This is a genomic window from Microbacterium oxydans, from assembly GCF_026559675.1.
Classification (GTDB): Bacteria; Actinomycetota; Actinomycetes; order Actinomycetales; family Microbacteriaceae; genus Microbacterium; species Microbacterium oxydans_D.
On record NZ_CP092891.1, the window covers coordinates 2,406,165 to 2,421,936 of the forward strand.

General features: G+C 71.0%; 13 protein-coding genes and 1 riboswitch. All 13 genes read right to left on the bottom strand.

From position 1 onward, the window contains the following. A complete protein-coding gene (argC, locus tag MME74_RS11575; protein WP_267415170.1) occupies positions 1–1,053 on the bottom strand; it encodes an N-acetyl-gamma-glutamyl-phosphate reductase in 1,053 nt (350 codons plus the stop codon). Positions 1,054–1,292: 239 nt separating this feature from the next. After that, entirely contained in the window at positions 1,293–3,443 is a 2,151-nt protein-coding gene (locus MME74_RS11580) for a bifunctional hydroxymethylpyrimidine kinase/phosphomethylpyrimidine kinase (protein ID WP_267415171.1), read from the bottom strand. Continuing rightward, the gene (gene thiM / locus MME74_RS11585) at positions 3,440–4,288 is read right to left on the bottom strand and encodes a hydroxyethylthiazole kinase (RefSeq protein ID WP_267415172.1); all 849 of its coding nucleotides are present in this window, start codon (positions 4,286–4,288) and stop codon (positions 3,440–3,442) included. Before thiM ends, MME74_RS11580 begins: the two co-directional genes overlap by 4 nt. After that, positions 4,279–4,373, bottom strand: a riboswitch (TPP riboswitch). (Overlaps the previous gene by 10 nt.) 6 nt (positions 4,374–4,379) lie before the next feature. Further along, positions 4,380–5,384, bottom strand: coding sequence for an NAD-dependent epimerase/dehydratase family protein (locus tag MME74_RS11590; protein ID WP_267418567.1), 1,005 nt, complete (start codon positions 5,382–5,384; stop codon positions 4,380–4,382). Between the two features lie 46 nt (positions 5,385–5,430). Beyond that, positions 5,431–6,159: a DUF402 domain-containing protein gene (locus MME74_RS11595; protein ID WP_267415173.1), complete on the bottom strand. Its 729-nt coding sequence runs from the start codon at positions 6,157–6,159 to the stop codon at positions 5,431–5,433. Positions 6,160–6,225: 66 nt separating this feature from the next. Continuing rightward, positions 6,226–8,736, bottom strand: a complete 2,511-nt coding sequence (gene pheT / locus MME74_RS11600; RefSeq protein ID WP_267415174.1) for a phenylalanine--tRNA ligase subunit beta — start codon at positions 8,734–8,736, stop codon at positions 6,226–6,228. Continuing rightward, the gene (gene pheS, locus MME74_RS11605) at positions 8,736–9,776 is read right to left on the bottom strand and encodes a phenylalanine--tRNA ligase subunit alpha (protein ID WP_267415175.1); all 1,041 of its coding nucleotides are present in this window, start codon (positions 9,774–9,776) and stop codon (positions 8,736–8,738) included. Before pheS ends, pheT begins: the two co-directional genes overlap by 1 nt. Positions 9,777–9,818: 42 nt before the next feature. Beyond that, the gene (locus tag MME74_RS11610) at positions 9,819–10,730 is read right to left on the bottom strand and encodes an amino acid ABC transporter permease (protein ID WP_267415176.1); all 912 of its coding nucleotides are present in this window, start codon (positions 10,728–10,730) and stop codon (positions 9,819–9,821) included. Continuing rightward, on the bottom strand, positions 10,727–11,374 hold the full coding sequence (locus MME74_RS11615; RefSeq protein ID WP_267415177.1) for an amino acid ABC transporter permease: 648 nt from the start codon (positions 11,372–11,374) through the stop codon (positions 10,727–10,729). Before MME74_RS11615 ends, MME74_RS11610 begins: the two co-directional genes overlap by 4 nt. An 80-nt stretch (positions 11,375–11,454) precedes the next feature. After that, the gene (locus tag MME74_RS11620) at positions 11,455–12,369 is read right to left on the bottom strand and encodes a glutamate ABC transporter substrate-binding protein (RefSeq protein WP_267415178.1); all 915 of its coding nucleotides are present in this window, start codon (positions 12,367–12,369) and stop codon (positions 11,455–11,457) included. Between the two features lie 68 nt (positions 12,370–12,437). Further along, on the bottom strand, positions 12,438–13,187 hold the full coding sequence (locus tag MME74_RS11625) for an amino acid ABC transporter ATP-binding protein (RefSeq protein WP_416383315.1): 750 nt from the start codon (positions 13,185–13,187) through the stop codon (positions 12,438–12,440). Between the two features lie 252 nt (positions 13,188–13,439). Continuing rightward, complete coding sequence (locus MME74_RS11630) at positions 13,440–14,402, bottom strand: TAXI family TRAP transporter solute-binding subunit (RefSeq protein ID WP_267415180.1); 963 nt, start codon at positions 14,400–14,402, stop codon at positions 13,440–13,442. Further along, complete coding sequence (locus MME74_RS11635; protein WP_267415181.1) at positions 14,399–15,772, bottom strand: sensor histidine kinase; 1,374 nt, start codon at positions 15,770–15,772, stop codon at positions 14,399–14,401. The genes MME74_RS11630 and MME74_RS11635 overlap by 4 nt, the downstream gene beginning before the upstream one ends.

The window sequence follows — 15,772 nt, forward strand, 5'->3', positions numbered from 1 at the left end:
TCATGGTGCGACTCCGTTGACTGAGAGGGCGCGGGACTCGGGAAGACCCAGCGCGATGTTCATGGATTGGACGGCAGCGCCGGCGGTGCCCTTGACGAGGTTGTCGACCGCGGTGACGACGGTCACGCGGTTCGCGGCGCGATCGATCGCGAGACCGATCAGCGCGGTGTTGGCGCCGAGCACGTCGGCGGTGCGCGGGAAGCGTCCCTCCGGCAGCAGCTGGACGAAGGTCTCCTCGCCGTATGCGCTCTGCCAGGCGTCGCGGATCTGCGCGTCCGTCACGCCCTCGACGATCGGCGCGGTCGAGGTGGCGAGGATGCCCCGCGACATCGGGACCAGCACCGGCGTGAAGGAGATGCGGATGCCGTCGGCGTCGGCCCCGGACGCCGCGGCGAGCGCCTGGCGGATCTCGGGGATGTGCCGATGCGTGCCGCCGACCGCGTAGGGGTTCGCGGTGCCGAGGATCTCGCTGCCGAGCAGGTTCGTCTTGAGGCTCTTTCCCGCGCCCGAGGGGCCGACCGCCAGCACCGACACGATGTCGGACGGGTCGATCACACCGGCGGCGACACCGGGAGCGAGGCTGAGGCTCACCGTCGACGCGTTGCAGCCCGGGGCTGCGATGCGCGTCGCCCCGCGCAGGTGCTCGCGCTGCTTCACCCCGTCGACCAGGAGCTCGGGGACGCCATAGGTCCACGCCTCGTGGAAGGTGCCGCCGTAGAACGCGTCCCAGGCCGACGCCGAGGTGAGCCGGTGATCGGCCCCCGCGTCGATCACCAGCGGAGCGTCGCCGAGGGCGTCGGTGTACTGCCCCGACTGGCCGTGCGGCAGGGCGAGGAACACGATGTCGTGGCCGGAGAGGATCTCGGGCGTCGTGTCCTGCAGGGTGAGGTGCGCCAGCGAGCGGAGGTGCGGCTGATGGTCGACGAGAGGCTGTCCGGCGTTCGAGTGCGCCGTCACGGTGCGGATCTCGATGTCGGGGTGATCGGCCAGGAGGCGGAGGATCTCGCCGCCTGCGTAGCCGGATGCGCCGGAGACGGCGACGGAATACGTCATGCTTCTACCTTAACGGTCGGGCCCACGAGGAAATCGGGACCGGGGACGGGGCCGGAGGCGGCGACACCGGCACTCGACCGCCGTGCGTGCACAGGCAGGAGGGCGGGGTCGCCTACAGTCGGCGGCCGCGGCGTCGGCGCACAGCGATGACGCTCGGAGCGAGCGTCGAAGAAGCGGTGGCGGCCGAAGGCATGTCGCGACAGTAGCGCGGCCTCGGCAGCCACCGCAAATCCGACGCGTCATCCGCGGTCGGGCGACTCCAGCGGTGCCGCGAAGAACGCCAGTTCGTGCGCACTGGACACCGCGAACGCGCGATGCATCCGTGCGCGCGTCTCGGCATCCGCTCGGCTCGCGGCTTCCGTGGCGTGGGCGATCGCGGTCCGGGTCGCCTCCTCGAAGGAGGGATCGGCGTAGGTCGCGAGCCACGAGGCGTACGGATGCCGCGGATCGCGGGCATCCTCCCCGAACTCCCCCGCGTGCAGGCGTCGCCCGAGGTCGGTGTACAGCCAGAAGCACGGGAGGACGGCGGCGACGATCTCCGCGTAGTCGCCGCCGAAGGCGACGGAGCGCAGATGGTCGAGGTAGGCGGTGGTCGCCGGTCCCGGCTCCGTCGCGAAGGTCGCCGCGCTGACGCCCTGCGCCGGCGTCAACCACGACGCGTGCAGTTCGAGCTCCCCGACGATCGAGCCGTGTGCGGACTCGGCCCAGAAGGCCTGCTCGTCGGATGTCGGGGCGAGGCGCGCGGCCTCCGCGAGGACGCGGGCGTATTCGCGGAGGTACAGCGCGTCCTGCGCCAGGTACGACAGGAACGGCTCCCGCTTCAGCGAGCCGTCGGCGAGGCCCCGGATGAACGGCAGATCGTCGATCCCCGCCCGGATGCCGGCGATGCCCTCCCACCACTCCGCCGCGATGTCGGCGGCCTCGGGTCGGGCATCCGCTCCCCCGCGCTCCCAGAGCCCGGCGAAGTGGCTGATCGGGCCGTTGCCCTGCCCCACGCGGAGTCCGGCCCCCGCCCGGATCGATTCGCGGAGCCAGGTGCGGGCGGCGTGCACGGCGGCGCCCGGCTCCTCGCCCCGGGCGAGCAGGGTCGCGAGCGCCGACGAGAGCGAGCAGCCGGTCCCGTGCGTGTTCGCCGTGGCGATGCGGGCCCCCGGGAACTCCTGGCGCAGTCCCCGACGCGCGTCGACCAGTGCGTCCGGCGCCTCGTCGCCCGGGAGGTGGCCGCCCTTGACGAGCACGGCCGCGCCGATCTCGGCGGAGAGCTCCTCCGCGGCGTCGAGGGCGTCGGCCCAGTCGGCGATCTCGCGATCGGAGAGCACCGCGAGTTCGGCGAGGTTCGGGGTGATCAGGGTCGCGCGCCCGAGCAGGTCCCGCAGCGCCCGCTCCGCGTCCGGCGCCAGCAGCCGGTCGCCCGACGTGGCGACCATCACGGGGTCCAGCACCACGATCGGCGGGCGGACCTTTTCGAGCCAGTCCCCCACCGTGCGGATCACCTCCGCATCGGCCAGCATCCCGATCTTCACGGCGTCCACGGCGATGTCGTCCGACACCGCATCGAGCTGCGTGCGGAGGAAGGACGTCGGGGGCACGTGCACGTCGCGCACACTCCGGGTGTTCTGCGCCGTCAGTGCGGTGAGCACGGCCATGCCGTAGCCCCCGTTCGCCGCGATGGACTTGAGGTCGGCCTGGATGCCGGCGCCGCCCGAGGGGTCACTGCCGGCGATGCTGAGCACCCGCGGCACGGAGCCCGCGAGCCAACGGCGTCGGAACGCCTCCGCTGCCGCGGCGGGATCGTCGACCGCGCACAGGGCCGAGACCACGGCGAGTCCGGCCGCGCCTGCCGCGTGCAGGGCCTCGGTGTCGTCGATGCCGACCCCGCCGATGGCCACGCACGGGACGGGACTGCTCGCGACGAAGGCGGCGAACCCGTCCACGCCGAGCGGCGCCGGGTGGTCCGGCTTCGTGGTGGTCGGACGGATCACCCCGACGCCCAGATAGTCGACGGTGCCGTGGGGCAGCGCGCGGACCGCCTCGAGGTGTGCCGGAGTGTTCGCGGTCAGACCGATCAGCGCATCCGGCCCGAGCGCCTCCCTGGCGCGGAGCACGGACTCGTCGCCCTGTCCGAGGTGCACCCCGTCGACGCGCGCACCGCGCTCGCGGGCGACCAGTGCGGCCTCCAGGCGGTCGTTCACGACGAGCAGCGCCCGCCCGTCGATCGCCTGGGACAGGGCGACCAGCTGCTCGACGGTCTCGGCGTCGGTCGCGGCCTTGTCGCGCAGCTGCACGATGCGCACCCCGCCGTCGACGGCCCGGCGGACGGTCTCGACGACGCCACGCTCTCCGCAGAGCGCGGCGTCCGTGACGAGATAGAGCGAGAGATCGGCGATCACCGCACGCCCTCCTCGACACGCGCGCCGGCGAGGACGTCGTCCCCGGTCACCGCGGCGAGCGCATCCAGCAGGGCGACGGCGAAGCTGCCCGGTCCGCGGGAGTGCTCCGCCGCCCGCTCGGCCGCGATCGTGTACACGAGGCTCGCGGCCGCGACGGTCGAGAGCGCATCGTGCCCCGTGTCCCTGGCGGCCCCGAGGAAGGCGGCCATCACGGCGCCGAGTGCGCAGCCGCCGCCCGTGACGCGGGTCAGCAGCTCATGCCCGTTCGCGATGCGGAGGACCCGCTCACCGTCGGTGATGAGGTCGACCGGCCCGGACACGGCGACGATGGCGCCGACACGTCGCGCGAGAACGCCGGCGGCATCGGCCGCGGCATCCGTGCTGTCGGTGGCATCCACTCCACGGCCGCCGGCGCTGAGACCGGCGAGGGCGAGGATCTCGGACGCGTTGCCGCGGATCGCGGTCGGGCGCAGCTCGACCAGCCGGTGGGCCAGGGCCGTGCGGACCGGCAGCGCGCCGATGGCGACCGGGTCGAGCACCCAGGGGGTGCCGGATGACGTCGCCCCCGCGACCGCCTCCAGGGTCGCCGTCCGCTGCTCGGGCGTGGGGGTGCCCAGGTTGACCAGCAGCCCGGAGGCGACGCCGGCGAACATCTCGGCCTCGCCGACGATGTCGACCATGGCGGGGGCGGCTCCCAGGGCCAGCAGCACGTTGGCGGTGAATCCGGTCACGACGGCGTTGGTGATGCAGTGCGTCAGCGGAGGCGCCTGTCGCAGCACCCCCAGCAGCGTCGCGGCCGAGCCGGCGAGGTCGATGGTGGAATCAGGACGCAGAAGATCGCTCAATGCGACATCCCTTCGCTAGTACGAACTAGATCAGGTTCGACGGGTCTGTTCTCAGCCGCGGTTCGCGGCACCCCGTGTCACTGCTCAGAGTCTAGCGATGGGCCTGGAATGACGAGCGATCGGCCTGGGGCGTCTCCCGATCGGCCAGGAGGGCCAGCTCCTCTGCCCGCGTGAGGCCGGCCCGACGGTCGCGGTCGACCCCGCGCTCCCGCTCGTCCGCCACGATGCGCTCGACGGTCTCGGCGAGGGGGCGGAGTCGACCCCCGCTCTCGCGGAAGGCGTCGTTCGAGCGGGTCATGAAACCGGTCATCCCGGCGGGCAGCCACAGCGGCAGCGAGCGCGGGCCCGCCCAGTACTCGACCCCGTGGTCGACGAGCCACTCCTCCTCGGCGACCACCCCGTCGCCGGCGTGCCCGGAGGCAGCACGGACCGTCTGCAGCACGTCGGCGAGGGGATGCCGGTCGCCGATCGCGTTGACCGCCCCGCTGCGCGTCGCCTGCACGACGTAGGCGGCGAGGTCGTCGACATCGACGACCTGCGTGCTCCGACCGTCCAGCGGGGGCAGCAGGACCGGACCGTCACCGGCTCGGGCGAACGCCGCGCCCCAGTAGCCGAAGCGGTCGCTGGGGTCTCCGTCGCCCACGATGAGGCCCGGGCGCACGAGGAGGGCGCGCTCACCGAGCGTGGCCACGGCATCCTCCGCAGCGACCTTCTGCGCCCCGTACTCGTACCCGTCACCGGGACGCGCGGCCGGATGCCGGGGCGCGGACTCGTCCGCACCGACGGTCACGTCGTCGGCGTACACGGACAGGGACGAGACATAGGTCCACCGCGCGGCGCGGTCACCGAGGGCATCGACCGCGGCGGCCACCTGCGTCGCCTGCGAGGAGATGTCGACGACGTGGTCCCAGTCCCGGCGGGCGAGCTCGGCGTACACGTCCGGATCCTCCCGGTCGCCGCGTACGAGCACCGCCCCGTCCGGTACAGGGCGCGTCCCGCGGGCGAGACACGTCACCGCCGCGCCGGCATCCCGCCAGCGCCGCGCGATGCGCCCCGAGAGCCAGCCTGTTCCGCCGAGGATCAACACGTCCGTCATGCGTCCCATGTCACCAGCATCCGGACCCGCACGGAAGTCCTTCCGCTCAGAGCAGACCGACGTCCTGCCCGAGTCGATCGAGGCCGTCGAGCACCGGAGTCGTCCACGACGGGTCGGGCCGCCACCCGCGCCACTCGTCGTCGAACGGCCAGTCCCCGGCCCGGAACGAGGCGATCGCGGCGTCGGCGTGCCGCTCGATCTGCGCGGCCTGTTCGGCGCTGAGCCGCCCCTGGTCGATGGCGGCGGCGAGCTCGTCCTCGTCCTTCAGATGGATGCCGCCGTCGGGGTCGATCTCGACGTCGAGGATGTGATCGGACGAGTAGGTCTCCTGATCGGTGCGCAGGTGCGCGTTCTCGAGGTTCACGTACCACCCCGCGAACTCCCAGACCGGGCCGCTGGTGTCGCTCCAGAAGAGCCAGACCGACCACGGCAGGCCCGCCTGCGCGATGCGCAGCACACCGTTGCCCCACCATTCCTCGACGATGCGCGTGCGCGCCTCGAGCCAGCGGCGAGCGAGCGGCACCGAACGCACCCGCTGTCCGTCCGGCGCCCCCTGCGACTCCTGCAGCGTCCCGGGGGCGAGCCACGCCACGAGCCCGCGCTCGTCATCGCGGACCACCCGCATGGGAGAGATCGTGGACGGCTCCCCCGGCTGCCAACCCGGCTTCCGGTAGTGCCAGTCGATCTGCGCACCGGGCGCGAGGAACGGTCCCTCTCCCAGCGGTCGCGCGTCATCCGGGACGGCGGCCGGGGTGCTCTGGGGGAGGATGCTCATCCCGCCACGCTACTCCGGCACCGCCCCGGATCATCCGAGGTGCGACACGGTTCGTCCGCGTCCGACTCAGTCGCGCAGCGCCGCCCCGAACCGCTCCGCAGCGACCTCGACACCGGCGAGCTTGGCCTCGGTGGCCTCGGCCGCCGTGAGCGTGCGGTCATCGGCGCGGAAGCGCAGCGCGAAGGTCAGGCTCTTCGACCCCTCCGGCACACCCTCGCCCCGGTAGTCGTCCACGAGACGCACCGATTCGAGCAGTGCTCCGGCGCCCTCCGCGAGCGCCGCCTGCACCTCGGCCGCGGCGACATCCGCCGGCAGCGTGAGCGAGACGTCCTGCGTCGCGGCCGGGAACGTCGACAGCGATGCGGCGACGACGCGTCCGCTCGCCAGGGTCAGGATGCGATCCAGGTCGAGCTCGAGTACGGTCGCGCGACCGGGAAGATCGGCGTCCTCCGCCACGGCGGGGTGCAGCTCGCCGACGTAGCCGACCTCTTCCCCCGCGACCAGGAGCGATCCGGTGCGGCCCGGGTGCAGGGCGGCGCGCTCGGCCTGCACGACGTCGATGTCGACGCCCGCCGCTGCCGCGATCACCCGAACGGCGTCCAGCGCCTCGACGAGCCCTGCCGCCTCGGCCGGGCGGCCGGGCTGACGCGGGGAGACATGGCCCGTGAGCAGAGCCGCGATGTGGCGGTGCTGCGGCGGGATCGAGGCGTTCAGCGCGGCGAGCGTCTCATCGGACGGGCGCACGCCCAGCGGCGGCACCTCCTCCGTGCCGTACTCGACGCCCGGCTCGGGCACGAACACGGCACCGGTCTCGAAGATCGCCAGGTCCGTGAGGCCGCGCGAGATGTTGCGGTGCGCGGTCTGCAGCAGTCCGGGGATGAGCGAGCGCCGCAGGAAGGGCGCCTGACCGTCGAGCGGGTTCGCCAGGCGGATGCTCGGCAGGTGCTCGCCCGACGCCGACCCGTGCAGGTCGTTCTGCGCCTCGGTGGTGAACGGGAACGCCGGCGTCTCGACGAGACCGGCGGCGGCCAGGGCATCGGCCACGCGGCGACGGCCCTGCTGGTGCGCGGTGAGACCACGTCCGGACGGCGGCGTCGGCAGGACTGCGGGGATGCGGTCGAGCCCGTGGATGCGGGCGACCTCCTCGGCGAGCGTCCACTTGTCCGTGAGGTCGGGACGCCAGGTGGGCGGGATCACGGTCCACCCGGAGCCGTCCTCCGCCGCGGTGACGTCCGCGCCGATCGTGGTCAGCGCACCGGTGATCTCGTCGTCGGTGTAGTCGACGCCGATGAGCCCCTGCACGAAGCCGGCGGGCAGCTCGATGTCGGCGACGAACACCTCGGCGAACAGCGCGCCGCCCTCTTCGGTGAGCGTGCCACCGGCGAGCTCGACCATGAGGTCGGCCACGCGGCGGGCCGCCACGAACGGGATGAGCGGGTCGACACCGCGCTCGAAGCGCTTGGAGGCCTCACTGGGCAGCTTGTGCCGTCGCGCCGAGCGGGCGATGGTGATGGGGTCGAAGTTCGCGGCCTCGATGAGCACGTTCCGCGTGGTGTCGCTCATCTCGGTCGTGCCGCCGCCCATGACGCCGGCGAGGCCGATCGGACCGGACTCGTCCGTGATGAGGAGGTCTTCCTCGTGCAGCGCGCGCTCGACGCCGTCGAGCGTCGTCATCTTCTCGCCCGGGTTCGCACGGCGGACGGTGATCCCGCCGGTGAGCTTGTCGAGGTCGTAGCCGTGCAGCGGCTGGCCGAGCTCGAGCATCACGTAGTTGGTGATGTCGATCAGCACGCCCAGCGAGCGCATGCCCGCGAGGCTGAGCCGCGCGATCATCCACGGCGGGGTGGGACGCGAGGGGTCGACGCCGCGCACGACACGCGTGACGAACTCGCTCGCGCCGACGCGGCCGCGCACGGGGGCGACGTCGTCGACCACGGTCGTGTGCCCGCTGCCCGGCTGCAGCTCGGCGAAGTCGCGCTCCGCGGGGTCGCGGAAGCTCGCACCTGTCGCGTGCGAGTACTCGCGGGCGACGCCGCGCAGCGAGAAGGCGTAGCCGCGGTCGGGCGTGACGTTGATCTCCACCGCCACGTCGTCGAGACCCAGGAGGGCGATCGCGTCGGTGCCGACGGGCGCGTCGATGCCGAGGTCGGACAGCACGACGATGCCGTTGTGCTCATCGCCCAGGCCCAGCTCGCGCGCCGACGCGATCATGCCGTCGGAGACGTGACCGTAGGTCTTGCGGGCGGCGATCGGGAACGGACCGGGCAGCACCGCGCCGGGAAGGGTCACGACGACCTTGTCCCCCACGGTGAAGTTGTGCGCGCCGCAGACGATGCCGCGGACACCGCCGTTCGCCTCGCCCACATCGACCTGGCACCAGTTGATGGTCTTGCCGTTGGACTGCGGCTCGGGCTCGAGCGAGACGACCTGACCGACGACCACGGGACCCGTGATGTCGAAGCGGTGCACGTCCTCCTCTTCGAAGCCCACGGTCACCAGCGCGCCGAGGACGTCCTCGGGCGTGGCATCCGCTGCCAGATCGACGTACTCACGCAGCCACGAAAGCGGGACGCGCATCACACCACCATCCCGTACTGCTCGCTGAATCGGACATCGCCCTCGGCCATGTCGCGCATGTCCTGGACGTCGCTGCGGAACATCAGGCCCCGCTCGATGCCCATGCCGAACGCGAAGCCGCTGTACACCTCCGGGTCGATCCCGGCCGCGCGCAGCACGTTCGGGTTGACCATGCCGCAGCCGCCCCACTCGATCCAGCGCGCGCCGCCCTTGAAGGTCGGGTGCCACAGGTCGAGCTCGGCGGACGGCTCGGTGAAGGGGAAGTAGTTGGTGCGGAAGCGCGTCTTGGCCTCAGGGCCGAAGAGCTGCTTCGCGAAGTGGTCGAGCGTGCCCTTGAGGTGCGCCATCGTGATGCCCTTGTCGATGACGAGTCCCTCGAACTGCGTGAACACCGGCAGGTGCGTGGCGTCGAACTCGTCGGTGCGGTACACACGGCCGGGGCACAGCACGTAGATCGGCACCTCGCGGTCGAGCATCGAGCGCACCTGGACGGGGCTCGTGTGCGTGCGCATCACCAGGTGGCGCGAGGGCGGGTCGACGTAGAACGTGTCCTGCTCCTGGCGGGCGGGGTGGTCGACGTCGAAGTTCAGGGCGTCGAAGTTGAACCACTCGTGCTCGAGCTCCGGTCCCTCCGCGATCTCCCAGCCCATGCCGACGAAGATGTCGCAGACCTGGTCCTGGAGGAGCGTGAGCGGGTGCCGGGCACCGACGCGCGTGCGCGAGGGCACGGCGGTGATGTCGACCCGCTCGGCCTCGAGCCGCGCGGCGACCTCCGCGGCGGCCAGCTCGGCCTCCTTGGCGGCGAGCGCCTGCGTCACCTGCCCGCGTCCCTGACCCACGAGCTTGCCGAACGCGGCCTTGTTCTCGGGGGCGACCTGTCGCATCGAGGCGTTCAGGACCGCGAGCGGCGATCCGTCGGCGACATGGGCGGCACGGGCCGCTTTCAGCTCGGCGGTGTCGGTGGCTGCGGCGATCGCCGCGAGGGCGTCGGCGACAGCGGCTTCGACCGCTTCCGGGGTGATTTCAGGAGACTCTGACACGAGAATCGAGTCTACCGGGGGCGCGTGGGTCCCTTTGGCGGATCAGCGCGGTGCTCCACCACCGGCACCGCCGTCGTTCTGCAGCACGATCAGCGAGGTGTTCGTCTCGCCGCCGTGCTGACGGGGGTCCGGCACCGCGGGTCCTGCCTTCGGCGAGCGCTTGGCCCGACGCTGCAGGCGGTAGGCGATGTAGGAGAGGAGGAGACACACGGCCACGTACATCGATCCGCCGATGATCGCGGCGGGGATCAGCGGGGAGCCGTAGGGCGCCTGGTTGCCGATCTGATTGATGACGTAGAGGAGCTCCTTGTACGTGATGATGAACCCGAGCGCGGTGTCCTTCAGCGCCACGACGAGCTGCGCGATGATCACCGGCATCATGGCCCGCACGGCCTGCGGGATCAGGATGAAGTACATCACTCCGGTCTTTCGGAGTCCGATCGCGTAGCCGGCTTCCTGCTGTCCGCGAGGAAGCGATTCGATGCCGGCACGCAGCACCTCGGCCAGCACCGAGCCGTTGTAGACGATCAGCGCGATCACGACAGCCCAGTACGGCGGCATCTTCACGCCGATCACGGGAAGGCCGTAGTACAGCAGCATCATGAGGATCAGCACGGGCACCGCTCGCAGCACCTCGATGATCCACCGGACCGGCTCACGCACCCAGGCGTGCTCCGAGAGGCGCCCGATGCCGAGGACGAAGCCGAGGACGATGGACCCGACGCCGGCGACAGCGAACGCGGCCAGCGTGGCCAGCAGCCCTTCGCCGAAACGGACCCAGACGGCCGAGAACGTGAAGATATTCCACTTCTCGGCAGAGAACTGTCCGGTGGCGAACAGCCTCCACACGACCCAGCCGAGCACGGCGAGGACGACCAGGACCGTCACGGCTCCGATGAGCCGGTTGCGGACGATGGCACGGGGGCCGGGGACGTCGAAAAGGACGGAACTCATCGCGCGATCCTCCACTTGTTCTCGAGAACGCGCTGCACCCAGGCGAGCAGCAGCACCAGCACCACGAAGACGACCATGACCCAGAGCAGCACGGCCAGAGCGTTCTCACCCTGCTCGCTCAATGCCGCCCGGATGGTGCCGAGGTTGGCGACGGAGAAGCCCGCGGCCACCGTGGTGTTCTTCATGAGGGCGATGAGGACGCTCATCATCGGCGGGACGACGGAGCGCGTCGCCTGCGGCAGCACGACGTAGCGCATGACCTGTCCGAAGTTCAGGCCGATCGCTCGCGCAGCCTCGGCCTGGCCGACCGGCACGGTGTTGATGCCGGCCCGCAGCGCCTCGGCGACGTAGGTCGCGGTGTAGATGCCGAGAGCGGCCACTGCCAGAGGCAGGGGGTTCACCCGCTCCCCCAGCAGGATCGGGAGGCAGAACGCGAAGAAGAACATGACGAGGGTCAGCGGGGTGTTGCGGATCCAGTTCACATAGATCCCGCCGACCGCGCGGGCGATCGGAACCGGGGACACCCGCGCCGCCCCCACGATCAGCCCGAGGACCAGGGCGATGATCCCGCCGCCCAGGAACAGCAGGATGGTTCCCCACAGTGCTTGACCCCAGAGGTCGAGGTGGTCGGTGATGACGCCCACTGGTGCTCCTGTCGATTCGTGTTCTGGCGGTGACCCCGCGGATGGATGGGGCGGCCGATGGTGTCGGCCGCCCCATGCGATCAACCGATCGGGTCGACCTCGGGCTGCGTCGCCTTGACGCCGGAGGCGCCGAGGTTGTTGTCGAAGATCTGCTGCCAGATGTCTCCGCCGTCGGTCAGCTGCGTGTTGAAGTACTCGGCGAGCGCGTCATCGCCCTTGGCGAGACCGATGCCGTAGCGCTCCTCGCTGAACGGCTCTCCGACGACCTTCAGCTTGTCGGGGTCCTGGGCCGCGTAGCCGATGAGGATCGCCTCGTCGGTGGTGACGGCATCGACCTGCCCGTTCTTGAGGTCCTCGACGCACTTCGAGTAGGTGTCGTACTCCTTGGTCTTCACCTCGGGGTAGTTCTCCTTGATGTTCTGGATCGGCGTGGAGCCGGTCGCCGAGCACACCGTCGTCGACGCGTCCAGGTCGTCCACGCTCTTGATGTCGCTGTCGGCGCCGACGAGGAGGCCCTGACCGGTGACGAAGTACGGGCCGGCGAAGGAGATCTGCTCCTTGCGCTTGTCCGTGATCGAGTAGGTGCCGACGTAGTAGTCGATGTCGCCGTTCACGATCGCCTGCTCGCGGTTCGCCGAGGCGATCGCCTGGAACTCGATCTTCTCCGGGTCGACCCCGAGCGAGGCCGCCATCCAGCGGGCGATGTCCACGTCGAAGCCGGTGCGGTCGCCGGTGACCGGGTCGAGGTAACCGAGACCGGGCTGGTCTTCCTTCACGCCGACCTTGATCGTGCCGGAGGACGAGATCCGATCGAACGTCGGGCTCCCGTCGATGCTGACATCCTCGAGGACGGTCCACGGCGTGCTGGAGGTCTCCCCCTCGCCGCCGTCTTCCGGGGCTCCCGAGCTCGACGGCGTGCCGCTGTTGCACGCCGTGAGCGCGAGCAGTGCCACCGCTGCGATTCCGATGCCTGCCAGTGTCCGTGTGCGTCGCATGTGCGTCTCCTTCGTGTGCTGTGTGTGCAGGGTCTGTGTGGTCGGGTGCGTCTGTGTGGTCGGGTGCGTCAGTGGGTGAGGAGCTTCGAGAGGAAGTCCTTGGCCCGGTCGCTCTTCGGGTGCGTGAAGAACTCCTCCGGAGTCGCCTCCTCCACGATCCGTCCGTCGGCCATGAAGACGACCCGGTCGGCGGCCTTCCGAGCGAAGCCCATCTCGTGGGTGACGACGATCATGGTCATGCCCTCTTGCGCGAGACCGACCATGACGTCGAGGACCTCGTTGATCATCTCGGGGTCCAGGGCGCTGGTCGGCTCGTCGAAGAGCATCACCTTGGGCTGCATGGCGAGAGCACGGGCGATCGCGACGCGCTGCTGCTGCCCGCCGGAGAGCTGCGCCGGGAGCTTCGACGCCTGCTGCGCCACGCCGACGCGTTCGAGCAGGGTCATCGCCTCCCTCTCGGCATCGGCCTTCTTGAGGCCGCGCACCTTGATCGGGCCGAGCGTCACGTTCTCGAGGATCGTCAGGTGGGCGAACAGGTTAAAGGACTGGAACACCATGCCGACATCCGCGCGCAGGTGGGCGAGCCCCTTCCCCTCCGCCGGGAGCTCCTTGCCGTCGATGCGGATCGTGCCGCTGGTGATCGTCTCGAGCCGGTTGATCGTGCGGCACAGCGTCGACTTGCCGGATCCGGACGGGCCGATCACGACGACGACCTCGCCCGAGTTGACGGTCAGGTCGATGTCGGCCAGGGCCTGGAAGTCGCCGTAGTGCTTCTGGACGTTCTCGACCACGACGAGGGGTGTATCAGAGGTCATCATTTCTCCAAGCTAGCCACGTCGTACCTGGTGTTCCAGGGACCTCGGTGAGATTTACACGTTCGTAATCACCTGATCGCGGTACCAATGCTGCTCTGCACGGGTACCCCACGGCCCGCCCCCACGGGCCGCGGGATGGTCCTGCCACCTCACCCCCAACGACAGCGGGGCAACAGGCTCCGATCATGCGCGATCGACCTCACACTGACAGAGCGTCGCCGCCGCTGTCAGACTTCTTGAGGATTTCTTGAGGCGTCAGCCGCGCAGGTCCCGGTAGTAGGCGATCGCCCCCGGATGCAGCGGCACCGGGCCGGTGAAGATCGCCGAGCGGCGGTCGAGGAGCGCTGCCGTGGGGACCTCCCCGGCGATGCGGAGGCGGGCGTCGAACAGCCCGGCGAGGATGTCGCGCACGACGGCGTCCGGGGTCGAGGCCGCGGTGACGAGGTAGTTCGGGACCGCCATCGTCGGCGCGGACTCCTCGAGCCCGTAGGTGCCGGCCGGGATGTCGGACGGACGATAGGCGTGCGAGTACTGCTCGTTCACCTCGTTGACCCAGCCCTGCTCGACCGGCAGCAGTCGGACCGACGACATCTCCGCGAGCTCCGCGATGCCCGGGGTGGGCAGTCCGCCGACCCAGAAGAAGCCGTCGATCTCACCGCGCTCCATCGCGCCGATGGACTCGCTGAGGTCGAGCTGCGGATCGCGGATGGAGGCGATGTCGACCCCGGCCGCGTCCAGCACGCGCCCGGCGATGACGTTCACGCCCGAGTTCTCCGCACCGAGCGAGATCGTCCGGCCGGTCAGGTCGCCGATGTCGTCGATCTCCGAGTCCCCCCGCACGACGACCTGCACGTACTCGTCGTAGAGGCGAGCGAGCGCCCGCACCTCCAGGGCCTCGTCGAAGGCGCCGGTCCCCGCCACGGCATCCGCCGCCGCATCGCCCTGCGCGAACCCGATCAGGGCGTCCCCCGCGCTCACCCGCAGCAGGTTGTCGACCGATCCCGCTGTCTCCTGCGCGACCATCGTGATGTCGAGCGACGCCGAGAGGTCGGCGGCGAGATGGCTCCCGTAGTCGTAGTAGACGCCGGTGGATCCGCCCGCCGCGATCGCATACTCCGCGGTGGTCCATTCGCTCGCGCGCGGGGTGCAGGCGGTCAGCCCGCTCAGCAGCAGGAGCGCGACGACACCGGCCATGGCCCTCCGCACGGCGGCGCTCACGGCGTCGTCCTGTCCCACAGCAGCAGCGAGACCTCGAGGCCGCCGCCCTCGGCGGAGGCCACGACCACCTCGCCGCCGACCGTCGCGAGCAGGTCGCTCGCGATCGCCAGCCCGAGCCCGGACCCCGGGATCTCCCCGGTCTCCGTGTTGCGCCAGAACCGGTCCGTCGCCGCAGCCGCCTGCTCCGCCGTCAGGCCCGGTCCGTGATCGCGGACCGTGATCCGGCAGAGGTCGCGCTCGCGGTGGGCGCCGGCCTCGATCAGCCCCCCGTCGGGTGAGTACTTCACGGCGTTGTCGAACACCGCGTCGAGCGCGCTCTCCACGATCGTCCGGTCGGTCACGCTCATCACCGACGGCTCCCCCACGGGTCGCAGGGCGATCCGCCGCTGCGCCGCCACGTCCCGCCACGCGTCGAGGCGGCGGGCGGTGAGCGTGGCGAGGTCCACCGCCGAGATCGTGGAGTCGCCGCGACCGCCGCGCGCCAGGCCGAGCAGGGTCTCGAGGATCCGCGTCATCCGCCGTCCCTCCTCGCGCGTCTCCTCGACGTCATCGCGCCATTCCCGCCCGAGTCCGGTCGCCAGGTGCTCGACGCGCAGCAGCAGGGCGTTCAGAGGATTGCGCAGTTCGTGGGAGGCGTTCAGGGCGAACTCCTGCTGTCGCGTCATCACGCGCTCGATCTCGTCGGCCATGCCGTTGAACACCCTCGCCATGCGCCGCAGCTCCGGCGGCCCGGCGTCCTCCGCCACGCGCGCGTCCATCTCTCCGCGCTCGATCGCCACCATCGCCTCGTCCAGTTGCCGGACCGGTGAGAGCACCCAGCGGGCCAGACGGAACACGAGCAGCATCCCCAGGGCGATCAGGACCAGCACGATGGTGGAGAGGAGCAGCGTCTGCTGCAGGATCGCGGTGCGCGGGGCGTCGACGTCGCCGGCGACGAGCACCGCGCCGATGACGTCGCCGTCGTCGAACACCGGCTCCGCCAACGCGGCATCCGCGACGGCCCAGGGGTTCACCGTCGCGGGCGGCTCGGCACGGCGCCCGGACAGGGCCAGCCGGACCCGCTCGGCCTCCTCCTCCTCGAGCACGACCGAGCCCCGATCCCCCGCCCAGACACCGCCCCCGAGATCGAAGACGGTGACCTCGATGCCGTAGACCTCGCGGAAGCGCTGGACCTCGGCGTCGATGACGGCCGCGCTCCCGGAGCGCAGCGACTGTCGCGCACTCGTCACGAAGTACCCGAGGTCGCCGAGCTGCTGGGTGTAGAACGCCTGTTGGACGCTGCCGGCCGCGCTCCACCCCGCCGCACCCCCGAGCGCGACCAGGATCGCGACCAGCGGCACCAGGAAGACGATGATCAGACGCCGGCGCAT